This window comes from Moritella yayanosii (genome assembly GCF_900465055.1).
Lineage (GTDB): Bacteria > Pseudomonadota > Gammaproteobacteria > Enterobacterales > Moritellaceae > Moritella > Moritella yayanosii.
Map to the genome: position 1 here is coordinate 3,437,187 of NZ_LS483250.1, position 23,200 is coordinate 3,460,386.

The window sequence follows — 23,200 nt, forward strand, 5'->3', positions numbered from 1 at the left end:
CTGGATTGCTACTCCTGCTAATCGGTTACGGTTGAGTTATCAGAATTTGGATTAAAAAATTCAGCGGGAACATTACTGCTGACCACTAAAACTTTGTGGTATTCTCTTTTATTGCAGGTTTGGACTGCGCCATTTTCCAGGTTGATACACCAGGCCAGTCCTTCGGCGCCTTTTACCGATGAACTGGTCCAGTAGAGCGGATCCTGTAGGCTGTTATTTGCAATAACACAGTCACCTGGGGGGCAGTCAAAAAAGGTTTCATCAAGGCCGTGTTTATTCGCTACCAGATCAGCATAATCAGTCACTTTTTCATAGTTAATGATACTTCTTAACTGCTCAACGGTAGGTACAACCCAGTTGCTTTGGCCGCAAATTTTTAAGAAGTTTGTTTCATTGGCATAGCTGCCAGAGGAACAATATAGATCAAAATCCCTGCCTGTAAAGCCACTATTGTAACCACAATTGCGGTTTGCGAGGAGGTTATCTTCGGGTATAAAAGCACCATTATTCACTCTACCATTTTGCCAACCGGGCCCTACCCCAGACAAGGCTGAAGCTTTCCAAGGATAGGAAAAATTGGAAGCTTGATAACGACGGGCATCTGCCATTTGATAATTAGCTGGAAGAGTTGGATCCAATTCGACATTAGACAGCGTATTATAAGTCGATTTAACCTGCCAGATTAAGCCAGTAACCTCGTCTTTAACGCATGAATGATTTGTGCTACTTGCCGATAATGCCATACCATTATCGTGCATTTTTACAAAGCGGAAGCCTGCTTTGCCTTTATATTCTGAATCACTTGGATTTACGTCAAATGCGTTTTTATAAAGTTGTTTTGTATCATCTTTACTATCGCCAGTATCCGGCTCTGTGGCTGCAGAATTGATGATGATATCAAGACCATAAGCTGCATCTTGTTGTTTATATTTATCATTCGTTTGAGTCTGTATATCGAAAGAGCTGCCGTCAGAGTAATGTGTAATACCAGTGTCATTAAGGTAAACATTACCCGAGATGAGCAGATTAATTGTAGCTGGTTCACCGGTATTACCGGTAAACGTTAATGACAGCGTGCGCGCATCATAGACATCCTCTTTTTGATAGGTGGTGATAGTGAGATTGGTGGTGGTTGAACCTTTAGCAAACGTTAGCGTGGATGCATTGCTGATGGTGTAGTCTTCGCTTGTACCTTGGATGGCAGTGCCGACAATGTCGATATCGTAAATAACGGCAGCATCAGGCGTTTTATCTAAGTAATAATTGAAAGTAAATGTTTGACCGCGTTGAATAATTTTTGGTGTGAAGTTACCTGATGCCGTGTAAATTGTATCATCAGAATTATCACTCATATTATCGGAAGTATCCCCTGAGCCATCACTATTATCACTACTTACCGTGTCTAAATTATCACTACCGCAGCCCGTTAAACCGAGAGACAGCAGCAAAACAGCTAAGAAACTTAACTTTTTTAAGTGCATACAAAATCCTTATGATTGCTACAACAGTAATCCGTTACTGAATAATTGTGCTTTATTGTTGGATAAAAACATACCGACAAACATTGTTATTAGCATGTTAATTTTAAGGCGGTATCACGATAGTACCTATAATTTAAACGGCTGAGAAGTACAAATTGTCATAAATGATTAGAATTATTCTATTTATGGGTAATTAATCATGATTTCTCATTATTAACAGTGTGGTTATTGTTAGTTTATTGATAGAATAAACAAATCAATAATGAGTATTTAATTGCTTTTACCGTTTAAGCTGGGTCGATATGAACTTAAGAGATTTAGAATATTTAGTCGCGTTACAAGAATTGAAACATTTCAGAAAAGCTGCGGAAAAATGCTTTGTTAGTCAACCGACACTCAGTGGCCAGATCCGTAAATTAGAAGATGAACTGGATGTTATCTTGATTGAACGTACCTCAAGAAAGGTATTATTCACCCCTGCCGGCGATCAAATTGCTGATCAAGCGCGTACTGTATTATTAGAGTCGAAAGCGATTAAAGAAATCGCTAAGAGTTATGCAAGCCCGACGGCAGGGGCCATTCATATTGGGCTAATCCCAACCGTTGCGCCATATCTACTGCCTCTGATTGTGCCATCGATGAAGAAACAATTTCCTGATTTAGATATGTTCTTATATGAAAACCAAACCCATGAACTATTAAAGCAGTTGGACGAAGGTGAGTTGGATTGTCTGTTATTAGCGTATTTACCGAGTATGGGGAAATACGGTAATATTGAGTTATATAAAGAACCATTAGAGCTGATTATTCCTAGCTCACACCGTTTTAAAGGTCGAGATCGGGTTGCTTTGTCGGAATTACGTGGCGAGAAGGTATTGATGTTAGAAGATGGTCATTGCCTACGTGATCAAGCGATGGATTACTGTTTTACGGCGGGTGCTGAAGAAGACCAGAGCTTTAAAGCGACGAGTTTAGAAACACTTCGTCATATGATTGCTGCCGAAGCGGGGATAACGTTATTACCACATCTGGCTATCCCGCGTAGTCGGTTCACAGAAGGTGTTGAATATATTAAATTTGTTGATCCAGAACCGACCCGTAAAATTGTTTTATTGTATCGTAAAGGTTCAGTAAGACGCCCGTGTTTTAACGACATCGCACAAATGATCAGCAAACAAGTTACTGCAACGATAGTTTAGTTAAGTTATTGAAATAATTAGTTTGAATAAATAGCCTGGCAAAATTGTAGATATAAAAAAGGCGCTACTTTTAACATAAAGCAGCGCCATTTTTCATTAACGTTATGTTAATAACAACGCTTAAAATAAATCATCGAGTGATTCATCCGCTTCTTCACTGTACTCATCGAGTTGATCGAATGACGAATCCGCATCTTGATTATTCACATACACGGTTGGTTCCGTGCCTGTAATAAAGTATTCAAAACGTGAGGTATAATCGGATTTGTGGGTTAATAACCCCGATTCACGATCGATACGTACTTGAACAATATTTTCCGGCAGTACATTTGGACGCTGTGGTATCCCTTCTAGCGCTTGTTTCATGAACTCAATCCAAGCAGGTTGCGCTGTTTTAGCGCCCGCTTCACCACCACTAATCTGGTGTTTACCTAGATTGATATTATGGGTGACACGCCCTAATTGACGGCGATGGTCATCAAAGCCTATCCAACTAGTGGCCGATAGATCTGGGTTAAAGCCCGAGAACCAAGCATCTTTTGCCTCGTTTGTGGTCCCTGTTTTACCACCGATATCGTGTCGTTTCAGCGCTGCAGCTGCACGCCAGCCGGTACCGTTCCAACCGGTGTTATGACGCCAATCGCCGCCACCCCAAATAACGCTAGCCATCACGTCACGCATTAAAAATGCATTTTGTTCAGTGATAATACGGGGTGCTAATTGTTGCGAACTATAAGGTGCAATAGCACATTGTGCTAGTGCATCACCTTCGATTGATAACCAATGTTCAAGGGTATCCGTGCCGAGTGCGATTTGTTTTTCACATGCTAAACAGGCTTGTTTTGGCGTTGCTTGGTAAATTAGTTCACCCTTGGCATCTTCAATGCGGTCAATAAAGTAAGATTCTACTTTAAAACCACCATTGGCAAACGTTGCAAAGGCAACTGCAACTTCTAACGGCGTCATCGACGCAGAGCCCAGAGCGAGTGACTCATCACGTGGTAACTTGGCTTTATCAAAACCAAATCGTGTCATGTAGTTAATGACGTTATTTAAACCGACTTGACGGAATAAACGTACCGACATAACATTTTTCGACTGTGCCAAGCCTAAGCGTAAACGCGTTGGACCATTGTATGTTGGCGGTGAATTTTTTGGTCGCCACGCCGTACCAGCACGTTCATCCCACTGGTTAATTGGCGCATCATTGATTAGCGTTGCGAGTGTTGCCCCTTGCGCTAAACCTGCTGAATAGACAAACGGTTTGATGTTTGAACCAATTTGACGTTCGGCTTGGGTGACACGGTTAAATTGACTGTGCTGATAATTAAATCCACCGACTAATGCTTCAATCGCACCGTCATTGGTATTGATAGCGATAAAAGCAGAACTGGCGTCTGGTATCTGGCCTAACATCCACTGCGCTGGTTTCGTTGCTGCTGGTATTGGACGTAGCATGACAATATCCCCGGCATTCACAATTTCGGCGGCAGTTTGTGGTGCTGGGCCTTGCTTCTTATCTGAAATAAATGGACGCGCCCATTTTAACCCATCCCAACTAACAGTGACCTGTTCGCCATTAGCCAGTAATGCGTCGGCAGTTTGCTCTGTTACGGCTGTAATGACGGCCGGCTGTAATGGTTTATAGCTTGGTTTATCTTTTAGTAATAATAACAGTTCCTTGTTACTCAGCACCTCATCATTAGTCCAAGCTTGGCCTAATGGACCACGATAGCCGTGGCGTAGATCATAGTTAAGTAAATTATTAATGAGTGCTGTGGTTGCTGCAGTTTGACGATCACTGTGTACTGTGGTGTAGACATTTAAACCTTGTCCATAAGCTTTATCTTCACCGTAGCGATTGATAACCTCAATACGCACCATTTCGGCCAAATAAGGTGCGGATAAATCGATTTTAGCACCGTGATATTTTGCTGTAATTGGCGCATTATTGGCGTCTTCAAACTGTGCTTGGCTGATATAGTTTTCGTCTAACATCCGTAATAATACGATATGACGACGGGCTTTCGCGCGTTTAGGTGAGCGAATGGGGTTTAATGCTGACGGTGCTTTTGGTAAACCGGCAATGATTGCCATTTGCGCCAGTGTTAATTGGTCTAACGTCTTGCCGTAGTATACTTGCGCTGCAGCGCCAATACCAAATGAACGATAACCGAGTGGGATCTTATTCAGGTATAACGTCAAAATCTCATCTTTGGAAAGATTTTGTTCGATATGCCAGGCTAAAAATATCTCTTTAATTTTACGAATAAAGGTTTTTTCTCGGGTTAAAAAGAAGTTTCGAGCAACCTGTTGGGTAATTGTACTCGCGCCTTGCTTGCGCTCACCTGTCATGATCATGACAGTGGCGGCACGGACAATACCGATTGGGTCTATGCCTGGATGGGTATAAAAACGATTATCTTCGGTGGCTAAAAATGCGTTGATCATTAATGGTGGCACATCATCAATAGCAATGGGGATACGGCGTTTTTCACCAAATTGAGAGATCAGTTTGCCATCTTGGCTAAAGACTTTCATTGGTGTTTGCAATTGTATCGTTTTTAATGACGTTACATCAGGTAATTCTGGCTTGATATAGAAATATAGTGCAATGATACTCCCTACACCGAGCAGTCCGCTAACTAATAAAAATACGGATAATCGTTTAATCCATTTCACAATAGTGCCCACAATAATTTCTTAATAATCGATCATTATATCTTTGTTTTGTGAAATAGTACGAGTTCTTTATGATAGACCTCAGAGATTTAAGTCTGTATGCTTTGGCGGTAACAAAAAGTTAACAAAATACAATCATTGTTATTACATAGAGTTGAAGATCATTATGCTAAAGCTGTTTAAAAGGAATCAGACAGTGGCAATGATCGGAGTTGATTTTGGATCATCGTCCGTAAAAGCCCTCGCGCTGTCTAAGCGATTAGATCATTATGTGGTAGATATGGTATCAGAGGTTGCAACGCCAAAAGGATGTGTCGTTGATCACCAATTGCAAGATATAGAAGCATTAACGAATGTGTTGCAACAGGTGCGTCAAGATTTTCCTTTCCGTTATAAACAAGCTGCTACTGCCGTATCTGGCACCAATGTTATTACGAAAATTATTTATGTTGATACTGACCTTTCCGGCCCTGAGTTGGAAATGCACATTGAGTTGGAAGCGGAAAGTTTAATTCCTTTCCCGCTTGATGAAATTAGTCTCGATTTTGAAATATTAGGTATCAATGACAATAACCCAAGTAAGCACAATGTGTTATTGAGTGCGACGCGTACGGAAAGTGTCACCTCGTTAGCTGGCTGCCTCGAAGAGAATGACTTTATTCCCCAAATTGTGGATGTGGCTGCGCATGCATTAGCGCGATCTCACGATTTGTATTTACGCTTGGCTGATCTGCAAGATGATAGCAAAGTGATTGCCGCGATTGATATTGGTACCAACATGACCATTTTTTCAATGTTGCATAAGGGCGAATCTATTTATTCTCGGGTGCAAAACTTTGGTGGCGAAAACTATACGCGCATCATTAGCGAGCATTATACCTTGCAACGTGATGAAGCTGAAAAAATGAAACTCGCTCAACAGTTGCCACTGGATTACGATATTGATGTATTGGCGCCTTATATCACCGCATGCATACAGCAGATCCGTCGTAATGTGCAGCTGTTTACTAACTCGGGCACATTGCAAAAAATAGATATGATCACACTGAGTGGTGGTTCTGCATTAATCATGGAACTGGCACCGCAAGTCGAAATTGAGCTGGGTATCCCCACCCGTGTTGCCAATCCTTTTGCTCAGTTTGACTATGCGGAAGAGGTCGAAGATAAAGAACGTTTAATTGCTAACGGACCCCGTTATATGGTCGCGCTTGGTTTAGCAATGAGGGCGTTTTAATGTCAAATATTAATCTTTTACCGTGGCGCGACGCGGATAAAAAATACCGACAACAACGTTTTTTCACGTTAAGTGGAATTAGTCTTGGTGCGACCTTATTAGTCATGATTATGCTGAATATGGTGATTGGCGGTTTTATCGATAATCAAAAACAACGTAATGTCTTGTTGCAGCGAGAGATGCAAGTTATTGATGTTAAATTAGGTAAAATCAAAGAGTTACGTGGACGTAAAGATAAGTTGCAAGAGCGTATTGATTTAATTCAAAGTTTACAGCGTCGTCGCAATACCCCCACACAGTTAATGAATACCCTGCCCCAATTGGTACCAGCGGGTGTAAACCTGGCAAAGTTAACCTTTAAAAATGACATTATCAAAATTAATGGTACCAGTGATTCGAATACCCGCCTGGCGGTACTACTGCGCAATATTGAGGAATCAACTTGGCTTAGATATGGTAACTTAGACTCTATTATTGCCTTGTCGGCCGCAGAGGGCAATCGTTTTGAAATGCGATTCTCGGTAACCCCGATGGCGACGGACGAGGGCAACTAAGATGAATCTACAAGAACTCAACGAACTTGATCTCGAAGATCTGGGAAATTGGCCGAAACCAGCCAAAATTGCCATTAATATTATTTGTTCAATATTAATTGCGGCGTTATTTTATTGGATGTTTATCGCGTCGTCGTTACAAGCACTGGAAAATATTGAAAAGAAAGAAGCAAGTTTAAAATTACAGTTTGAAGCAAAAGCCAGACTTGCAGGGAATTTAGGCTTATATACTGAGCAAATGTCTGAGATGGAAAATTTATTTAATCACATGCTTAAGCAGTTGCCATCAAAAAGTGAGACCGCAGGATTACTCGACGACTTGAGTTATATTGGTCAGCATAACGGCTTGCAGTTGCGTCGATTTAAATGGTTAAAAGAAGTCAAACGGGACTTCTCTTATGAAGTACCGGTCAACTTAGAGGTAATTGGTACCTTTCATCAACTTGGTCAGTTTACTAGTGATATTGCTGCGTTACCAAGGATCGTAACGCTAGAAGATTTCACTATTACCAAACTGCAAGGGGAATTACTGAAAGTGAATATGATTGCCCGTACTTATCGTTATAAGGGGGATAAATGAAGCGAATAACTAGCCTCGTTTTTCTAACGCTGACGATAACTGGTTGTACTGCGGATAATCAGGATCTGGTGGATTACATTAATGACGTTAAAGGGCGTAAAACAGCCCTTGTCGAAAGTGTGCCAGATATGGAAAGTTTTGTGGCATTGCATTATTCGGAAACGGGGGCACGTAACCCATTTTCGAATCCTCGTCCTGAATCGGTAAAAGCAGAAACATCGTTTCCACAGAATTGTCCGCAACCTAATTTTGCCCGGATTAAAGGGCCGTTAGAAACCTATTCGTTAGATAATTTAAATATGCATGGCACCCTCGGCAGTGAAAAGCTCCTGTGGGGGTTAATAAGAGCAAGTACGGGAGAGATATTCCGAGTTTCACCGGGTGATTATATGGGACTTAATCACGGTGAGATACTCGACATAACCAAGCATTATATCGAATTGTCTGAGTTGATATTAACGGGTAAGGGATGCTGGAAAGTTCGCACAACTCAAATTCATCTTAGCAGTCAAGGTAATAGTTAATAGCATCAAAACCACAGTTAAATAGTATCCAAAATCACAGTTAAGCCATTTTCAGGGATGATGAAATGACTAAATCATATGTAAGATGTACCAATATCGTGAAGGTATTGGTTTTATGTACTACACTTTTATGCTCTGCGTTCAGTGTTGCTGAGCCACAATTAAAACAAATTCATTTAAACTCGTTAGCCGAAGGGCTGTTAGAGTTGGAGTTAGAATTCAGTGAAAATGTGGTTGAATATGCAGATAAACTCCAATATTCGCCGCATCAACTCGTCATCTTAGTACCAGATGCGAGTTCTATCTTGCTGCTCAACCCGGTGGTAATCGAACAAGGTAACGTGTTAAATGTAGCGGCCGAACGTGTTGATTTAGGCCTTAAAATCACTATCGCTTTAGATGAGCTAGTACCGTATCAAATTGTGCAAAATAACAACAGTTTAATTGCCACTTTTGGGGTGTTAAACAGAGATGTTATTGTGCCCGAAGTCGCTAACAGTACAACGAATAACGATACATTGGTGCTTGCCGTTGAACCTATTTTTGCAACAGCGGGGAATAGTTCAGTGTTGCCAGCCGCGTCTGTTATGGATAGTAATATTGATAACGTCGGTGTGCCTGCTGCCACTGTTAGCGCATCATTATTGGCCACCAAAGATGGTCGTCAAGTGACCGTGCAGTCACCTAAAATTGAAGATCTTATATCGATTGAGGACGATGAGGAAGAAGATTTTAGTGGTTTTGTAAACCAAGTGCGTGGCATTGATTTTCGTACTGGTAATGACGGCAGTGGTAAATTAATTTTAACCATGAAAAACAGTTCGATGGCCGTGGATATTAAGCGTAAAGGCAACAAGTTAATCGCCGAATTTCATAGTACGGCTATTTTGAAAAAATTGCTCTATATTTTAGATGTAGCTGATTTTGGTACCCTGGTAACCACAATTGAAACTTTCCATGATGAAGGGGTAACGGCTTTTGAATTAGACATCAGTGATGACTTTAATTATCGTTACGATCAAGCGGATAATATTTTTGTTATTGAAATCACCAAAAAAGATCCGGATGAAAAAACCAGTAAATATCAAGGGCAGGTAATTTCACTTAACTTCCAAGATATCCCAGTGCGTACCGTACTACAGTTAATTGCTGATTTTAATGAATTTAACTTAGTTACTACCGATTCTGTGAATGGCAATATCACCCTGCGTTTAGATAGTGTACCATGGGAGCAAGCTCTTGATATTGTAATGAAAGTGAAAGGTCTGAGTAAGCAACTCGAGGGTAATGTGCTGATGGTTGCGCCTGCAGATGAACTTGCGGCATTAGAGCGTCGCGATCTTGTCAGTAAGAAAGAAGCGGAAGATTTAGCGGAATTACATTCGGAATTCATTCAGATTAGTTTTGCTAAAGCAGGTGATATAACAAAGCTTTTGTCACAAAAAGATTCCAGTCTGTTATCATCACGCGGTACAGTGACTTTTGATGAACGGACTAACACGCTATTAATTAAAGATACTGCGACTGTAATTGCCAGTGTAAAACGTATTATTGAGGTGCTTGATGTACCAGTACGTCAGGTGATTATTGAAGCGAGAATGGTTTCTGTCGTGGAAAATATTTCTGATGAATTGGGGATCCGTTGGGGTTTAAGCGGCAGTACTGACATTGGTCGCGGCTTTGGCTTATCATCTGGCTCTATTGAAGGTAATGACTCTTTGGCTGGCGGCAGTGTCCTTACTATTGGAGACCGACTTAATGTCAATCTACCTGTCGCATCGCCAGCGGGTTCTATAGCGTTTCAGATTGCAGGGTTAGCCAATGGTCAAATACTTGATTTAGAACTCTCTGCGTTAGAAGCAGAACAAAAAGCTGAAGTGATCGCAAGTCCAAGAATCACCACTACTGACAAAAAATCAGCGTATATTGAACAAGGTACGGAAATCCCGTATGTTGAATCAAGTTCGAGTGGTGCTACCACTATCGTCTTTAAAAAAGCGGTATTGGGGTTATGGGTGACACCACATATTACTCCAGATAATAAAATAATCTTAGATTTGAAAATAAATCAAGATACTCGGGGTGAGGATGTGAAAACAGTGGGTGGTGAAGCTGTTTCCATCGATACCCAAGTTATTAGCACCCAAGTATTGGTTGAAAATGGCGAAACTATCGTGTTAGGTGGTATATTTAAGCATGAAATTAAGAAAATTGTAACGAAAGTTCCGATTCTCGGTGATATCCCTTGGTTAGGAGTATTGTTCCGTAGTACCAAGAATATTAATCAAAAACGCGAACTACTAATTTTCGTCACTCCAAGAGTGGTAGTGGATACGATGTAACCTACCTTTGACAAAAGGCCGTAAAAACTATATAAATAGCGGTCTTTTTCTGCCTGAAATGTCATCACCTGGTTTTTTACCGGGTGTTGCTGATTTTGGCTGTTGCCAAAATGTCTCATCACTGGTTACTACAATCAAGAGGACATTTTATAGGTAGGTCGGGTGCCCCTAAGAAAAAGGGTGTTATTACTTTAGATTTATTGAAGAGTTAAAATGGCTGAAAAACGTAATATATTCCTAATAGGCCCAATGGGCGCAGGTAAAAGTACAATTGGTCGTCAGCTGGCGAGCCAGTTGCATTTAGATTTTATCGATTCGGATCATGAAATTGAGCGCCGCACTGGTGCTGATATTTCATGGGTATTCGATGTAGAAGGTGAAGCGGGCTTTAGAGTTCGTGAGGCGGAAGTCATCGACGATCTAACACAAGAGCAAGGTATTGTGTTGGCAACCGGTGGTGGCTCAATTTTAAGTAAAGATAGTCGTAATTACCTTTCTGCTCGTGGCGTAGTGGTTTATTTAGAAACAACTATTGATAAGCAGTTAGTAAGAACGTCGCGCGATAAACGTCGTCCTTTATTGCAAACTGAAGAACCACGTGAAGTTCTGGAAACATTAGCTGATGCTCGTAATCCTTTATACGAAGAGATTGCAGATTTTACAGTTAAAACAGATGAACAAAGCGCTAAAGTTGTCGCAAATCAAATTATAAAGTTATTGGATTTTTAATTGAGGTCACATGGAAAGGTTAACTGTTGAGCTAGGTGAGCGGAGCTACCCTATTTATATTGGTGAGGGCGTGTTAACGCAAGCAGAGCAATTTAAGTCTGCAATAACAACCAATAAAGTCGTCGTGATCTCAAACGATACGGTTGCACCCTTGTATTTACAACGCGTTACAGCATTGTTACAAGATTATGAATTTGACAGTATTATTCTTTCTGATGGTGAACAATTTAAAACCTTAGATACTTTAAATGAAATATTTACCGCGCTACTGCGTGAGAACTGTGGGCGTGATACCACGTTGATCGCTCTTGGTGGTGGTGTTATTGGTGACATGGTTGGCTTTGCGGCCGCCTGTTACCAACGCGGTATTCCCTTTATTCAAATTCCGACGACTATGTTGAGTCAAGTTGATTCCTCGGTTGGCGGTAAAACGGCAGTGAACCATCCTTTGGGTAAAAATATGATTGGTGCTTTCTATCAGCCCAATGCGGTTTTTATTGATACGGATTGTTTAGCTACTTTACCTCGACGCGAACTGGCGGCTGGTATGGCTGAAGTAATTAAGTATGGGATCATTTATGATGCTAACTTCTTTACTTGGCTAGAAGACAATATTACAGCACTTATGGCGCTTGATCAGACGGCGTTAAAATACGCGATTTATCGTTGTTGTGAAATTAAAGCTGAAATTGTTGCCATTGATGAAAAAGAGCATGGCTTACGGGCATTGCTCAATCTTGGTCATACCTATGGTCATGCTATAGAAGCTGAAATGGGTTATGGCGTTTGGTTACACGGTGAAGCGGTTGCTGCTGGTATGATCATGGCGGCACAGACATCGGCATTAATGGGTCTATTGACGGCATCTCAAGTAACACGTATTGCGGCACTAATTAAGGCGGCGGAGTTACCTTTACTTGCCCCCGCAGAAATGAGTTTTGACGCATTTATGCAGCACATGAAACGTGATAAAAAAGTACTTAATGGTCAACTTCGTTTTATTCTACCAACCTCGATTGGTAGTGCTGAAGTATTATCGACAGTAACTGAAAACACGTTACGTGATGTGGTGAACTTCCATAATCAGGCGGATCCTAGTGCACTATTCAGTTCAAACTGAAATTTATTCTCAAATGCAGCTGTGTGAACGGCTGCGTCATCTCACTCAATTCTCTTCACATTTGTTACTCGTAAGCGGTGAATCAGGTTCAGGTAAATCAACGGTATTACGTCATTATGTAGAATCGGATTTTAATCAAAAAACAATTACAATTGATGCACAGCAGTGTCATGATAATGTCGCACTGAGAACACTATTATTACAACAGATCAGTTATGATGGCCGTTTTAATGCACATGAGTCACTGATTGATAGCTTACCGCTGTTTGCTCAGCAGCTCGAGCATGAACTGACGGTCTGTATTGATAATGCCATGGCATTGTCTGCAGCAAGCATTACTGAATTTGCGCAATTGGTAGAACGCTGTCTTAATAATAGAATTAGTATAAAAATAAATCTCATTTTATTTGCAGAAAGTAAGTGGGTTGATTTAACCATGCTGGAATTTGAAAAATCAGCAACCAATGTATTGGAGTTGGAAATGACAGCACTCGATCCACAAGCCGCTGTGCAGTTTGTAGAGCAACAGTTTAATCAAGCTGGTTATAAGCCTACATTCGTTAATCAGGACGCCATTAATCGTCAGATTGAAGCCTGTAAAGGCAATCCCGCCGAGTTAGCACAATGCGCGCAAGCGATTATGCAAGGACAGGTATATAACCCTGGATCTGCAATGACTAATACGGCAACTCAATCGACGAAGAATAAGTCATTCTACTTAGCCAGCATTATTGCAGGGCTATTATTGCTCGGTAGTGCGGGGTCATTTTTATATGACGCTTATCAAGCTGAACAACAAGCGACTGATATCATAGTGGCAGAACCATTACCAAATCCTTCAAAGGTTATGCATGACGACACTGTGTCTACGGATACTGCGTCAGTTGTCAGTTCAGCGCCAATGTTAGCCAGTGATTGGGATAAAGAATTGCCCACTGAAATAGGTCCAACTATTACCCTGACAGCGCCTACTCTGGCCGAATCTAGTGTACAGACGCAGCGTGTCGTGATTGATGATGCTGCGGTCAACAAAATGCTTGCCAAGCAACGTTCAGCAGATGCAAACCCGGTGATTGATAGTAAAACGGACTTTCAAGCCGTTGAAAGCACGTCCGACACCGTCACGGGCAAAGCTTGGGTGATGGCGCAACCGGCGAAAAATTATACGTTTCAGATTGCCGGTTTAAGCCGTGAAACACAGTTAAAACAGTATTTAAACGAAAATGAATTACCTGATAATATCTGGACATATCAGACTCAACGTAACAACAAACCTTGGTATGTGGTTCTTTATGGTAGTTTTAGCAGTGTTGAGCAAGCGAATGCCGCGAAACAAAAATTACCAGCAACGGTACAAAAAGATAAACCTTGGTTGAAACGATTCATTCAGATCCAAAGAGATTTATAAATAAACAGCGCAATTTAGCTGTAATGGATGTACAATCGGCCCCCTTTTATTTAGCGGTATAAGTCACAAAATGCAGAAAACGCGAGCCTTCTTAAAATGGGCCGGAGGTAAGTATTCTCTGGTTGATCATCTACGTGAAAAATTACCAGCAGGTAAGCGTTTAGTTGAACCGTTTGTTGGCGCTGGATCAGTATTTTTAAATACCGATTATGACGAATACTTGTTAAATGATATTAATCCTGATTTGATTAATATGTATAAGATCCTACAGCACAAACCAGAACAGTTTATTGCCGATGCGCAGCGTTTTTTTACCCCTGAATTTAATGATAAAGAACGTTATTATAAAATTCGTGAAAAATTTAACAAAACCAGTGACCCTTATCAGCGTTCGCTGATGTTCTTGTATATGAATCGTCATGGTTTTAATGGTTTATGCCGTTATAACAAATCAGGTGGATTTAATGTACCTTTTGGCTCTTACAAAAAACCGTATTTCCCTTTGAAAGAGTTACGTTTCTTTGCTGAAAAATCCAAAAAAGCCACGTTTATTTGTGAATCATACTCAGATGTGTATAAACGTTTAGGCCGTGATGATGTGGTTTATTGTGATCCACCGTATGCCCCATTAAGTAGAACGGCAAGTTTTACCTCGTATTCGGCGAGCGGCTTTAGCCTCGATGATCAGGCCTTACTTGCCAAAGTGTCGCGTGAAACGTCACAAGAGCGCAATATTCCGATATTAATTTCGAATCATGATATTCCGTTAACACGTGAACTTTATCATGGCTCAACATTCGAAGTGGTACAGGTAAAGCGTACTATTAGCCGGAATGCCGGTAAACGTAATAAAGTGGACGAGTTACTCGCGCTATATCGTTAAACTCGCGCTGAACAGCGTGAATAGTCTTAGATCCCTCAGTTAAATCTCCGTTGTCTGTATTATTCTGGTTTTATTATTTTACCCTAGGGGCTAACTTAGGGTAAGATTTGCTCAGAGTAATGGAATAACAACAACTGAGAGCATGCCCAATGAAAAACTTTCTGATTGCCCCTTCAATTCTTTCGGCTAACTTTGCTAGCTTAGGCCAAGAAGTCGATGCTGTACTGGCCGCTGGTGCGGATGTCATTCATTTTGACGTAATGGATAACCATTATGTGCCGAACCTAACGATTGGGCCCATGATCTGTAAAGCATTACGTGATCATGGTGTAACGGCACCCATTGACGTGCATTTAATGGTGCGACCGGTTGATCACATGATTAATGAGTTTGCTAAAGCCGGTGCGTCTATGATTACTTTTCATGCAGAAGCATCTGATCATGTTGACCGCTCTCTGCAACTGATCAAGGAACACGGTTTAAAAGCGGGGTTAGTATTTAACCCAGCAACGCCGTTACATCATTTAGATTATGTGATGGATAAGTTAGATATGATCTTATTAATGTCAGTGAACCCTGGCTTTGGTGGTCAAAGTTTTATTCCTTCAACATTACAAAAATTACGCGATGTACGACAATTAATTGATGCCAGTGGTCGCGATATTATACTCGAGATTGACGGTGGCGTTAAAGTCGATAACATCCGCGAAATTGCAGAAGCGGGCGCCGATATGTTTGTTGCTGGCTCTGCGATTTACGGCCAAGAAGATTATAAAAAAGTCATTGATGAAATGCGTTCGGAGTTAGAAAATGCCAATGTTTAAGCTTATTTGTTTTGATTTAGACGGTACTCTTGTTGATAGTGTACCTGATCTTGCAGCTGCGGTTAATTGCATGCTGAGTGATTTTGATCGTGCCCATTTTTCGGAAGATGAAGTCCGCGGTTGGGTTGGTAATGGTGCGCAAGTACTCGTACAACGCGCGTTATCAGGCAGTGTTAACATTGCTGATGACATTGACCCTGCGTTATTTAATGATGCACTGGCGTCATTCTTAAAGCACTATTCTGCCAATGTATATACACACAGCGTGTTATACCCAAATGTAAAAGAAACCCTAACAGCACTGCGCGATGCAGGGTTTAAGTTGGCAATTGTGACCAATAAACCTATGGTGCAAACTACGCCGGTACTTGAATTAGCCGGTATCAGTGAGTTTTTTGAAGTGGTACTGGGTGGTGATTCTCTGCCTGAGAAAAAACCCAATCCATTACCGCTATTACATTGCTTAGATCATTACCAATTTAAGGCAGAAGATGCCTTGATGGTGGGTGATTCTAAAAACGATATCATTGCCGCACAAGCGGCAAACTTTACCAGTTTTGGTTTAACCTATGGTTACAACTACGGTATTCCAATTAGCGACAGCAATCCTGACTTCGTTGCCGATGACATCAGTGAACTTTTAGCCGCAGTGAAATTAAAGTAGCAGCAGTTAAGTTAAAGTAGGCGACTACTTTAACAACCATCGTTGTATGCAATAACAGTAAACATGATTGGGTGAGTCGATGTACTTGCCCACAATTGAATGAATTAAGAGATTGGGAAATATATATATGACAAAACCTGTGGTATTAAGTGGTATTCAGCCTTCAGGCAGTATGACGATTGGTAACTATATTGGTGCAATCAATCAATGGCTGGACATGCAGGAACACAGCGACTGTCATTTCATGCTGGCGGACTTACATACCATCACGGTACGCCAAGACCCGAAAGAGTTTAAATCACAGGTGCTTGAAGGCCTAGCAATGTATGTTGCTTGTGGTCTAGATCCTGAAAAATCGACGATTTTTCTACAATCTCAAGTACCAGAACATGCGCAATTGAGTTGGTTATTAAACTGCTATACCCAAATGGGTGAGTTAAACCGCATGACGCAGTTTAAAGATAAATCGAATAACGCTAGCAGCAGTAATTCAGGTTTATATACTTACCCTGTGTTAATGGCAGCAGATATTCTACTTTATCAAGCAGATGCAGTGCCTGTTGGTGACGACCAGAAGCAACACCTAGAATTAGCGCGTACTATCGCGACACGGTTTAATAATATCTACGGTGATGTGTTTAAAGTACCTGAGCCGATGATCCCGAAACAGGGCGCTCGCATCATGAGCCTGCAAGATCCACTGAAGAAAATGTCTAAATCAGATGCCAATCCAAAAGCTTACATCAAATTATTAGATGATCCGAAACAGATTGCTAAAAAACTGAAAAGTGCTGTAACAGACAGTGATGAACAAGCGCGTATCTACTTTGATAATGCTGAAAAGCCGGGTGTATCTAATTTACTGACGTTACTTTCTGTGGCAACAAAACGTTCAGTTGCTGATCTTGTGCCTGAATATGAAGATAAAATGTATGGTCACTTGAAGAAAGATACCGCTGACGCTGTTGTCGCTATGATTGAACCTATTCAAGCGCGTTACTATGAGTTACGTGCCGATGAGACTGAACTGCTGCGCATTATGCGTATTGGTGCTGACAAAGCGTCTGCGCGCGCTGCACCTACGTTAGCGAAAGCCTATGCAGCCGTTGGTTTTATTGCTAATAACTAGCCCGTTATTTAGGTGATAGGTTATTTACCAAGCATAGTATTACTTAATAGCAGTATTGCTGAATAATCGAATAGTTAACGCCCTATATCACAGGGTATAGGGCTTTTTTTTGCTTAACTAAATAGCGAAATACATAACGCAAATAGCAGTAATAACGAGATCACTTGCCAAAAGCGTTCTGGATTCTTTTCAATTAAGGTTTGTTTGCGATTATTCTCATAGTTAGGATTAGGGTGCTGTAACTCATGCAAGAGTTCGGATACATCCGCGTGACGCTTGTTGGGGTCGAACCGCAATCCTTTTCTAATGGCGCCATCTAACCAGAATGGTACTAACGGGTTATATTCATAGGCCGCGATATATTTGGTCTTTAGGTAAGCTTTTTGGGTACGGCAGGTTTCGAGTTTGCCATTAAAAGGCTGCTTACCGGTGAGCATTTCAAAAATAATCACGGCAATGGCAAAGATATCGGATTGTGCAGTACTGTCACCGTTGATCACGGTTTCAGGGGCTGAGTAGGCGGCGGTGCCGAGGATCTTATCCCGTTGCAGCGGGGTGGCTATTTCAGCGATACCTTTGACGAAACAAGAGCCAAAATCAATGATCTTAACGTGGTCGTTATTATCGATCATTATATTGCCCGGCTTTAAATCTTGATGTAGGGTTTCTTTACGGTGAAAAGCGCGTAAGCCTTTAATCACCTGCTCAACAATATTAAGCACCTCTTGGATCGGAGGGTTAGGGTGTTCACTTATCCATTGCTCCAGGGTGATACCTTCAATCACTTCCATTAAATAATAGAGGTGGTTTTTTTTCCTGTTGGTTTCGACAATTTTTAAAATATGCGGGTTATTTAATCGCGAACCAATCCAGGTCTCCATGGTAAAACGCTCTATATAAGCCGGATCATCGATATAGTTGACCGAGGGTGCTTTCATGCAGTATTGCTGTTTGGTTTCTTTGTCTTCGACTAAATATAAATGACTACTGCTACTGGCATGCAACTCTTTAATCACTTTTAGGCCATCAATCGATAACCCAGTGCGTAATGCGGGCGGGAAAGGCATAGAGGCAAGATGGACATGCACATCTTCGGCACTCAGCTTAGGTAAACTGTCGATACGTAATAACTGGCAGCTGATATTATCATTACTGTTATTGGCCAGTGCATGCTGAATTAGCTGTTCGCAACATGCTTCAAAATCACTCTCGGCAGATTGATGCGTCTGTTGCACCATTTCTCGTAATAGTTTATCGCTAACAAAATCATGTAAGCCGTCGGTTGATAATAAAAACACATCTCCGACTTGTAACTCGACTTCTTTATAATCCACATCGAGGGTGGTATCCAAGCCCATCGCGCGCGCGAGGTAAGATTGTTTACTATTGACGACGGTGGTGTGGTCTCGGGTTAATTGCTCGAGGGTGTTGTTACGTAAACGGTATATTCGCGAATCACCGACATGCAATAAATGGGCAGCATGGGATTTAAATACAATGGCACTTAAGGTGGTGAGGTAGCCTTTTTGGGCATCGGCAAACTGTCGACCCTGACTGTATAACCAGCGGTTCAGTGCGGTTAATACCTGACCAGTTGATTTGCTAACCGACCAGGTTTCTGGAGTCGAATAATAATCGGATAAGAAGTTATGTACACAGGTTTCACTGGCTTCTTTACCGGCTTCTGCTGCGCTGACACCATCGGCGATAATCGCGACTGAACCTTTAGTGGTTAGCAGTAAATCATCAGGAATACGAATACCAATGGCATCTTCATTATGGGCTTTTATCCCTGCAACTGAGCGCTGACCTATGGTAAAGGTTGCGCCGCCTTGTAAGTGCCGTGGTGACATACTAACTCCCTGTTATGGCGTTAAATAATCACGCCACGATATCCTTATACGCTGACTTCTACCATACCATCGGTGACGCGTACCGCATACACGGGTACTGATAAACTTGCATCTTCAAGACATTCACCTGTGGTCAGGCTGAAATGCTCTTTATAAAGCGGTGATGAAACGGTTAATACATCTTTAATGGAAGATATTAATCCGCGTGATAATACGTTGGCTTTACTGGCTGGGCAGTAGTTATCAATCGCAAACAGTTGGTCTGTTTTACGATCAAAGAAGATCGCAACTTGCTTACCGTTCACTAATGCACACACACCGGTATCTGGGGTGAGTTTATCTTTGGCAATAATGGGGGTCCAAATCGTCATAATTAATCCTTAAATCTTGTTTTAGCAGGTGTCACCACCTGCTATTATTGTTATGTGTTGCTTTCGTTGAATCGATACATTGTCGTTTGAGTGAGTTGATCGTTAGCTCACTTCAACAATCTCAATCAGACCTTCACGTTCTGCGGGTGTAGCAGGGCGAATTTGGTCACGCACTTCAACAAACTGAACCGCACTGTCTTTTTCTTCAGAGTTAATGAAGTGTTTAAAGCGCAGTAGTTTTTCAGGGCTTTCAAGGGTTGTTTTCCACTCACACTGGTAGTTAGCAATGTTTGCGGCCATGTCAGATTCAAGCTCTGCGGTAAGACCCAGTTTGTCGTTAATAACCACGTTTTTAAGGTAATCTAAGCCACCTTCCATATTTTCTAACCAAACCGATGTACGTTGTAGGCGGTCTGCGGTACGGATATAGAACATCAATATACGATCAATATATTTGTACAGCGTGTCAGTATCTAGGTCGGTCGCGAATAAATCGGCATGACGAGGGCGCATACCACCATTACCACAGACATAGAGACTCCAGCCACCTTCGGTAGCAATAATACCGATGTCTTTACCCTGAGCTTCAGCACATTCTCGAGTACAACCAGAAACGCCAAACTTAATTTTATGTGGCGAGCGTAAACCTTTGTAGCGGTTCTCCAGATCAATGGCCAGTGACATGCTGTCTTGCACACCATAACGACACCAGGTACTACCCACACACGATTTTACTGTACGCAGTGATTTACCGTAAGCGTGACCTGTTTCGAAGCCTGCTTTGATCAGCCATGCCCATATTTCGGGTAATTGATGTAATTGCGCACCAAATAAATCGATACGTAGTCCACCGGTTATCTTGGTATATAAGCCATACTTTTTAGCCACTTCACCGAGTACAATTAATTTTTCTGGGGTGATCTCACCCGCTGGGATCCGTGGTACAACAGAGTAGGTACCGTCTTTTTGCATGTTGCCTAAATAAACATCATTGACGTCTTGCAGACCAAGATGATCATCTTCGAGGATGTAGTCATTCCAGAATGACGCAAGAATGTTGGCTACAGTCGGCCGACAAATTTCACAACCATGACCTGCGCCAAATTCGGTGATTAATACTGCGAATGTTTTAATACGTTTAACACGGATTATGTCAGCCAGTTCGGCACGTGAGTAAGCAAAGTGCTCACACAGATCTGTGTTCACTTCAACACCCATGTTTTCAAGTTCGGCATTAAGTACTTGTGTTACCAGTGCGCTACAACCACCACAACCAGTACCCGCTTTGGTGATTGATTTAATGTCACCAATGCTCGTTGCACCGTCTTGTACCGCAGCACAAATTTGCCCTTTTGTTACGTCAAGACATGAACAAAGAACCGCTGAATCAGGCAGAGCGTCAACCCCCATAGTGACCGATCCACCTTCTGCGGGTGGTACCAACATATTCTCTGGCGCCCCGGGAATATCCATGTCGTTTAAATAAATTTGTAACCAAGTACCGTAATCTTCGGCTTCACCCACCATTACCGCGCCCAGTAATTTCTTACCACATGCGCTGATAACCAGTTTTTTGTAAATTTGGTCAGCTTCGTTAGTGAAAACATAATTTTGTGCGCCTTCTGCTGCGCCATGAGCATCACCGATACTGGCTACGTCAACACCAAGCAATTTCAGCTTGGTACTCATGTCTGCACCTGTAAACGCTAAGTCACCGGCACCAACAATTTGGTCTACCGCTACTTTTGCCATTTGGTAGCCGGGTGCCACTAGACCGAAAATACGGCCTTGCCATAATGCACACTCACCAATCGCAAAAATGTTTTCGTCAGAGGTTAAACAATGATCGTCGATCTTAATACCACCACGTTCGCCTAATTCTAGGTCGAAAGCGCGGGCCAACTCATCTTGCGGACGAATACCGGCAGAGAAGATGATCATATCGGTTTCAACGTGAGTACCGTCTGCAAAGTTCATGCGGTAACGACATGTTTCACCTTTCACAATTTCTTTGGTATTTTTTTCGGTGTGGACGTTTACGCCTAATGCTGAAATTTTATCTCGCAGGATCTTGCCTCCGCCGTCGTCAACTTGCACTGCCATTAGGCGCGGTGCGAATTCAACCACGTGGGTTTCTAGTCCTAATTGTTTGATTGCATTTGCCGCTTCAAGACCCAGTAGACCACCACCGATAACCACACCGACTTTGCTTTCTTTGGCCGATGCCGTGATGTCTTCTAAATCATTAATGGTACGGTAAACCAAACAATGGTCTTGGTCTTTACCTGGAATAGGGGGTACGAATGGGTATGAGCCTGTCGCCAGTACTAATTTATCGTAACGCTCGACACGACCCTGTGCTGTGGTTACTGTTTTAGCCGCTTTATCAATGCTAACGACTTTATCGTTGACAAAATATTGCACGCCGTTGTCATCATAGTATTCTGGCGAGGTCATCATTAAGTCATCAGCGGTTTTACCACTGAAGTAAGCACTTAACTGTACACGATCATAAGCGAGACGTGATTCTTCACTGAATGTGGTGATTTGCACTTCATCCATTTTTCCTTGTTGAATAAATTGATCAATAAAATGGTGACCTACCATGCCGTTACCGACAACTATAATTCTTTTCATGACATGCTCCGTTATGCGCTTAATTCTTGATTTTTTGCCGCTTGCTCTAGATCTCGCCAGCTAAGTTGCTCTGCAAGAGAGACAACTTTGCCGATCACAATCAGGCTAGGGCTTTGTAATTGGTGTTCAATCGCCAGTTTTGGCAAGGTAGCTACAGTGCCAACGAATTCTCTCTGTTGTGGTGTCGAGCCGTTTTCTATCAAGGCAGCAGGAGTATCACTGGCTAAACCATGACTGATCAGTTGCGCTGAAATTTCCGTTAATTTACCCAATCCCATATAGAACACTAAGGTGTGTTCTAGGTGCGCTAACTGCGACCAATGTAGGTCTAATTGGCCATTTTTTAGGTGTCCAGTAATAAAGGTACAGCCCGTTGACAGACCTCTGTGGGTTAACGGGATCCCTGCGTAGGCGGTACAGCCCGATGCTGCGGTGATACCAGGCACGACGATTGTTTTGATATCGTGGGCATGGAGCACCAGTAGTTCTTCACTACCGCGGCCAAATACAAATGGGTCACCGCCTTTAAGGCGACAAATATTAAGACCTTGTTTGGCTTTATCAACCATGAATAAATTCAATTGGTCTTGTGGAATACAATGGTCTGCTTTTTTCTTACCGACATAGATCGCTTTGGTATGGGGTGGAAATAACGCTCTAATGTCGTGGCTAACCAAGTTATCAAACAAGATCAGATCGGCACTCTCAATCGCCTTTAAAGCTTTTAGTGTGAGTAACTCTGGATCCCCCGGACCTGCTCCTACTAATGCGACTTGACCTAGCGTGCTGTTATTTTTTGATTGCGCTTTGGTAATTAATTCAACTGTCATGACTCACATCCCTGTAGTACTGCTCTGTACTCACTAACGCAAAGACAATGCCAACTCTTTAATTCAAGTGTTAGTTATTGATATTTAAGTGTTTGTTTATATACATTGATTTGTATAAGGTTTTTTAGATGATTAAGTAGTGTGATGTTGCACCAG

19 protein-coding genes are annotated in these 23,200 nt (G+C 41.9%); 13 read left to right on the forward strand and 6 right to left on the reverse strand.

Annotated elements, in window-relative coordinates; translation table 11 throughout:
- Positions 1 to 17: 17 nt before the first annotated feature.
- Entirely contained in the window at positions 18 to 1,481 is a 1,464-nt protein-coding gene (locus MORIYA_RS15920; protein ID WP_112716726.1) for an Lcl C-terminal domain-containing protein, read from the reverse strand.
- Positions 1,482 to 1,783: 302 nt separating this feature from the next.
- Between MORIYA_RS15920 and oxyR the strand changes: the two genes are divergently transcribed.
- Complete coding sequence (oxyR, locus tag MORIYA_RS15925; RefSeq protein ID WP_112716728.1) at positions 1,784 to 2,680, forward strand: DNA-binding transcriptional regulator OxyR; 897 nt, start codon at positions 1,784 to 1,786, stop codon at positions 2,678 to 2,680.
- A 120-nt stretch (positions 2,681 to 2,800) separates the two neighbouring features.
- On the opposite strand, the gene MORIYA_RS15930 is transcribed toward oxyR, so the two are convergent.
- The gene (locus tag MORIYA_RS15930) at positions 2,801 to 5,362 is read right to left on the reverse strand and encodes a penicillin-binding protein 1A (protein ID WP_232011648.1); all 2,562 of its coding nucleotides are present in this window, start codon (positions 5,360 to 5,362) and stop codon (positions 2,801 to 2,803) included.
- 202 nt (positions 5,363 to 5,564) lie between these two features.
- Here MORIYA_RS15930 and pilM point away from each other — a divergent pair, with 202 nt between their 5' ends.
- From pilM to trpS, 12 genes are all read left to right on the forward strand, one after another.
- The gene (gene pilM, locus MORIYA_RS15935) at positions 5,565 to 6,596 is read left to right on the forward strand and encodes a type IV pilus assembly protein PilM (protein ID WP_232011741.1); all 1,032 of its coding nucleotides are present in this window, start codon (positions 5,565 to 5,567) and stop codon (positions 6,594 to 6,596) included.
- Positions 6,596 to 7,150 carry a PilN domain-containing protein gene (locus MORIYA_RS15940; RefSeq protein ID WP_112716733.1) on the forward strand — a complete coding sequence of 185 codons (555 nt, stop codon included), beginning with the start codon at positions 6,596 to 6,598 and terminating at the stop codon, positions 7,148 to 7,150. The genes pilM and MORIYA_RS15940 overlap by 1 nt, the downstream gene beginning before the upstream one ends.
- Before the next feature lies 1 nt (position 7,151).
- Entirely contained in the window at positions 7,152 to 7,730 is a 579-nt protein-coding gene (locus tag MORIYA_RS15945; protein ID WP_112716735.1) for a type IV pilus inner membrane component PilO, read from the forward strand.
- Positions 7,727 to 8,254: a pilus assembly protein PilP gene (locus tag MORIYA_RS15950; protein ID WP_112716737.1), complete on the forward strand. Its 528-nt coding sequence runs from the start codon at positions 7,727 to 7,729 to the stop codon at positions 8,252 to 8,254. Before MORIYA_RS15945 ends, MORIYA_RS15950 begins: the two co-directional genes overlap by 4 nt.
- Before the next feature lie 65 nt (positions 8,255 to 8,319).
- Positions 8,320 to 10,596: a type IV pilus secretin PilQ gene (locus MORIYA_RS15955; protein WP_112716739.1), complete on the forward strand. Its 2,277-nt coding sequence runs from the start codon at positions 8,320 to 8,322 to the stop codon at positions 10,594 to 10,596.
- 213 nt (positions 10,597 to 10,809) lie between these two features.
- The gene (gene aroK, locus MORIYA_RS15960) at positions 10,810 to 11,325 is read left to right on the forward strand and encodes a shikimate kinase AroK (RefSeq protein ID WP_112716741.1); all 516 of its coding nucleotides are present in this window, start codon (positions 10,810 to 10,812) and stop codon (positions 11,323 to 11,325) included.
- Between the two features lie 10 nt (positions 11,326 to 11,335).
- Positions 11,336 to 12,445, forward strand: a complete 1,110-nt coding sequence (gene aroB / locus MORIYA_RS15965) for a 3-dehydroquinate synthase (protein WP_112716743.1) — start codon at positions 11,336 to 11,338, stop codon at positions 12,443 to 12,445.
- Entirely contained in the window at positions 12,423 to 13,853 is a 1,431-nt protein-coding gene (locus MORIYA_RS15970) for an SPOR domain-containing protein (RefSeq protein WP_112716745.1), read from the forward strand. Before aroB ends, MORIYA_RS15970 begins: the two co-directional genes overlap by 23 nt.
- Positions 13,854 to 13,923: 70 nt before the next feature.
- On the forward strand, positions 13,924 to 14,736 hold the full coding sequence (locus MORIYA_RS15975; protein WP_112716747.1) for a Dam family site-specific DNA-(adenine-N6)-methyltransferase: 813 nt from the start codon (positions 13,924 to 13,926) through the stop codon (positions 14,734 to 14,736).
- A gap of 149 nt (positions 14,737 to 14,885) precedes the next feature.
- Positions 14,886 to 15,560: a ribulose-phosphate 3-epimerase gene (gene rpe, locus MORIYA_RS15980; RefSeq protein WP_112716749.1), complete on the forward strand. Its 675-nt coding sequence runs from the start codon at positions 14,886 to 14,888 to the stop codon at positions 15,558 to 15,560.
- A complete protein-coding gene (locus MORIYA_RS15985) occupies positions 15,553 to 16,224 on the forward strand; it encodes a phosphoglycolate phosphatase (protein ID WP_112718645.1) in 672 nt (223 codons plus the stop codon). The genes rpe and MORIYA_RS15985 overlap by 8 nt, the downstream gene beginning before the upstream one ends.
- Before the next feature lie 127 nt (positions 16,225 to 16,351).
- Positions 16,352 to 17,353: a tryptophan--tRNA ligase gene (gene trpS, locus MORIYA_RS15990; RefSeq protein WP_112716751.1), complete on the forward strand. Its 1,002-nt coding sequence runs from the start codon at positions 16,352 to 16,354 to the stop codon at positions 17,351 to 17,353.
- A 113-nt stretch (positions 17,354 to 17,466) separates the two neighbouring features.
- Here the strand turns inward: trpS and MORIYA_RS15995 are convergent, their stop codons facing one another.
- The 4 genes from MORIYA_RS15995 to cobA all read right to left on the reverse strand — a co-directional run bounded on the left by MORIYA_RS15995 (position 17,467) and on the right by cobA (position 23,044).
- Positions 17,467 to 19,206 carry a bifunctional protein-serine/threonine kinase/phosphatase gene (locus MORIYA_RS15995; protein ID WP_112716753.1) on the reverse strand — a complete coding sequence of 580 codons (1,740 nt, stop codon included), beginning with the start codon at positions 19,204 to 19,206 and terminating at the stop codon, positions 17,467 to 17,469.
- Between the two features lie 44 nt (positions 19,207 to 19,250).
- The gene (nirD, locus tag MORIYA_RS16000; protein ID WP_112716755.1) at positions 19,251 to 19,577 is read right to left on the reverse strand and encodes a nitrite reductase small subunit NirD; all 327 of its coding nucleotides are present in this window, start codon (positions 19,575 to 19,577) and stop codon (positions 19,251 to 19,253) included.
- Positions 19,578 to 19,679: 102 nt separating this feature from the next.
- Positions 19,680 to 22,214, reverse strand: a complete 2,535-nt coding sequence (gene nirB, locus MORIYA_RS16005; RefSeq protein WP_112716757.1) for a nitrite reductase large subunit NirB — start codon at positions 22,212 to 22,214, stop codon at positions 19,680 to 19,682.
- A gap of 11 nt (positions 22,215 to 22,225) precedes the next feature.
- On the reverse strand, positions 22,226 to 23,044 hold the full coding sequence (gene cobA / locus MORIYA_RS16010; RefSeq protein ID WP_112716759.1) for a uroporphyrinogen-III C-methyltransferase: 819 nt from the start codon (positions 23,042 to 23,044) through the stop codon (positions 22,226 to 22,228).
- Between the last annotated feature and the right edge of the window lie 156 nt (positions 23,045 to 23,200).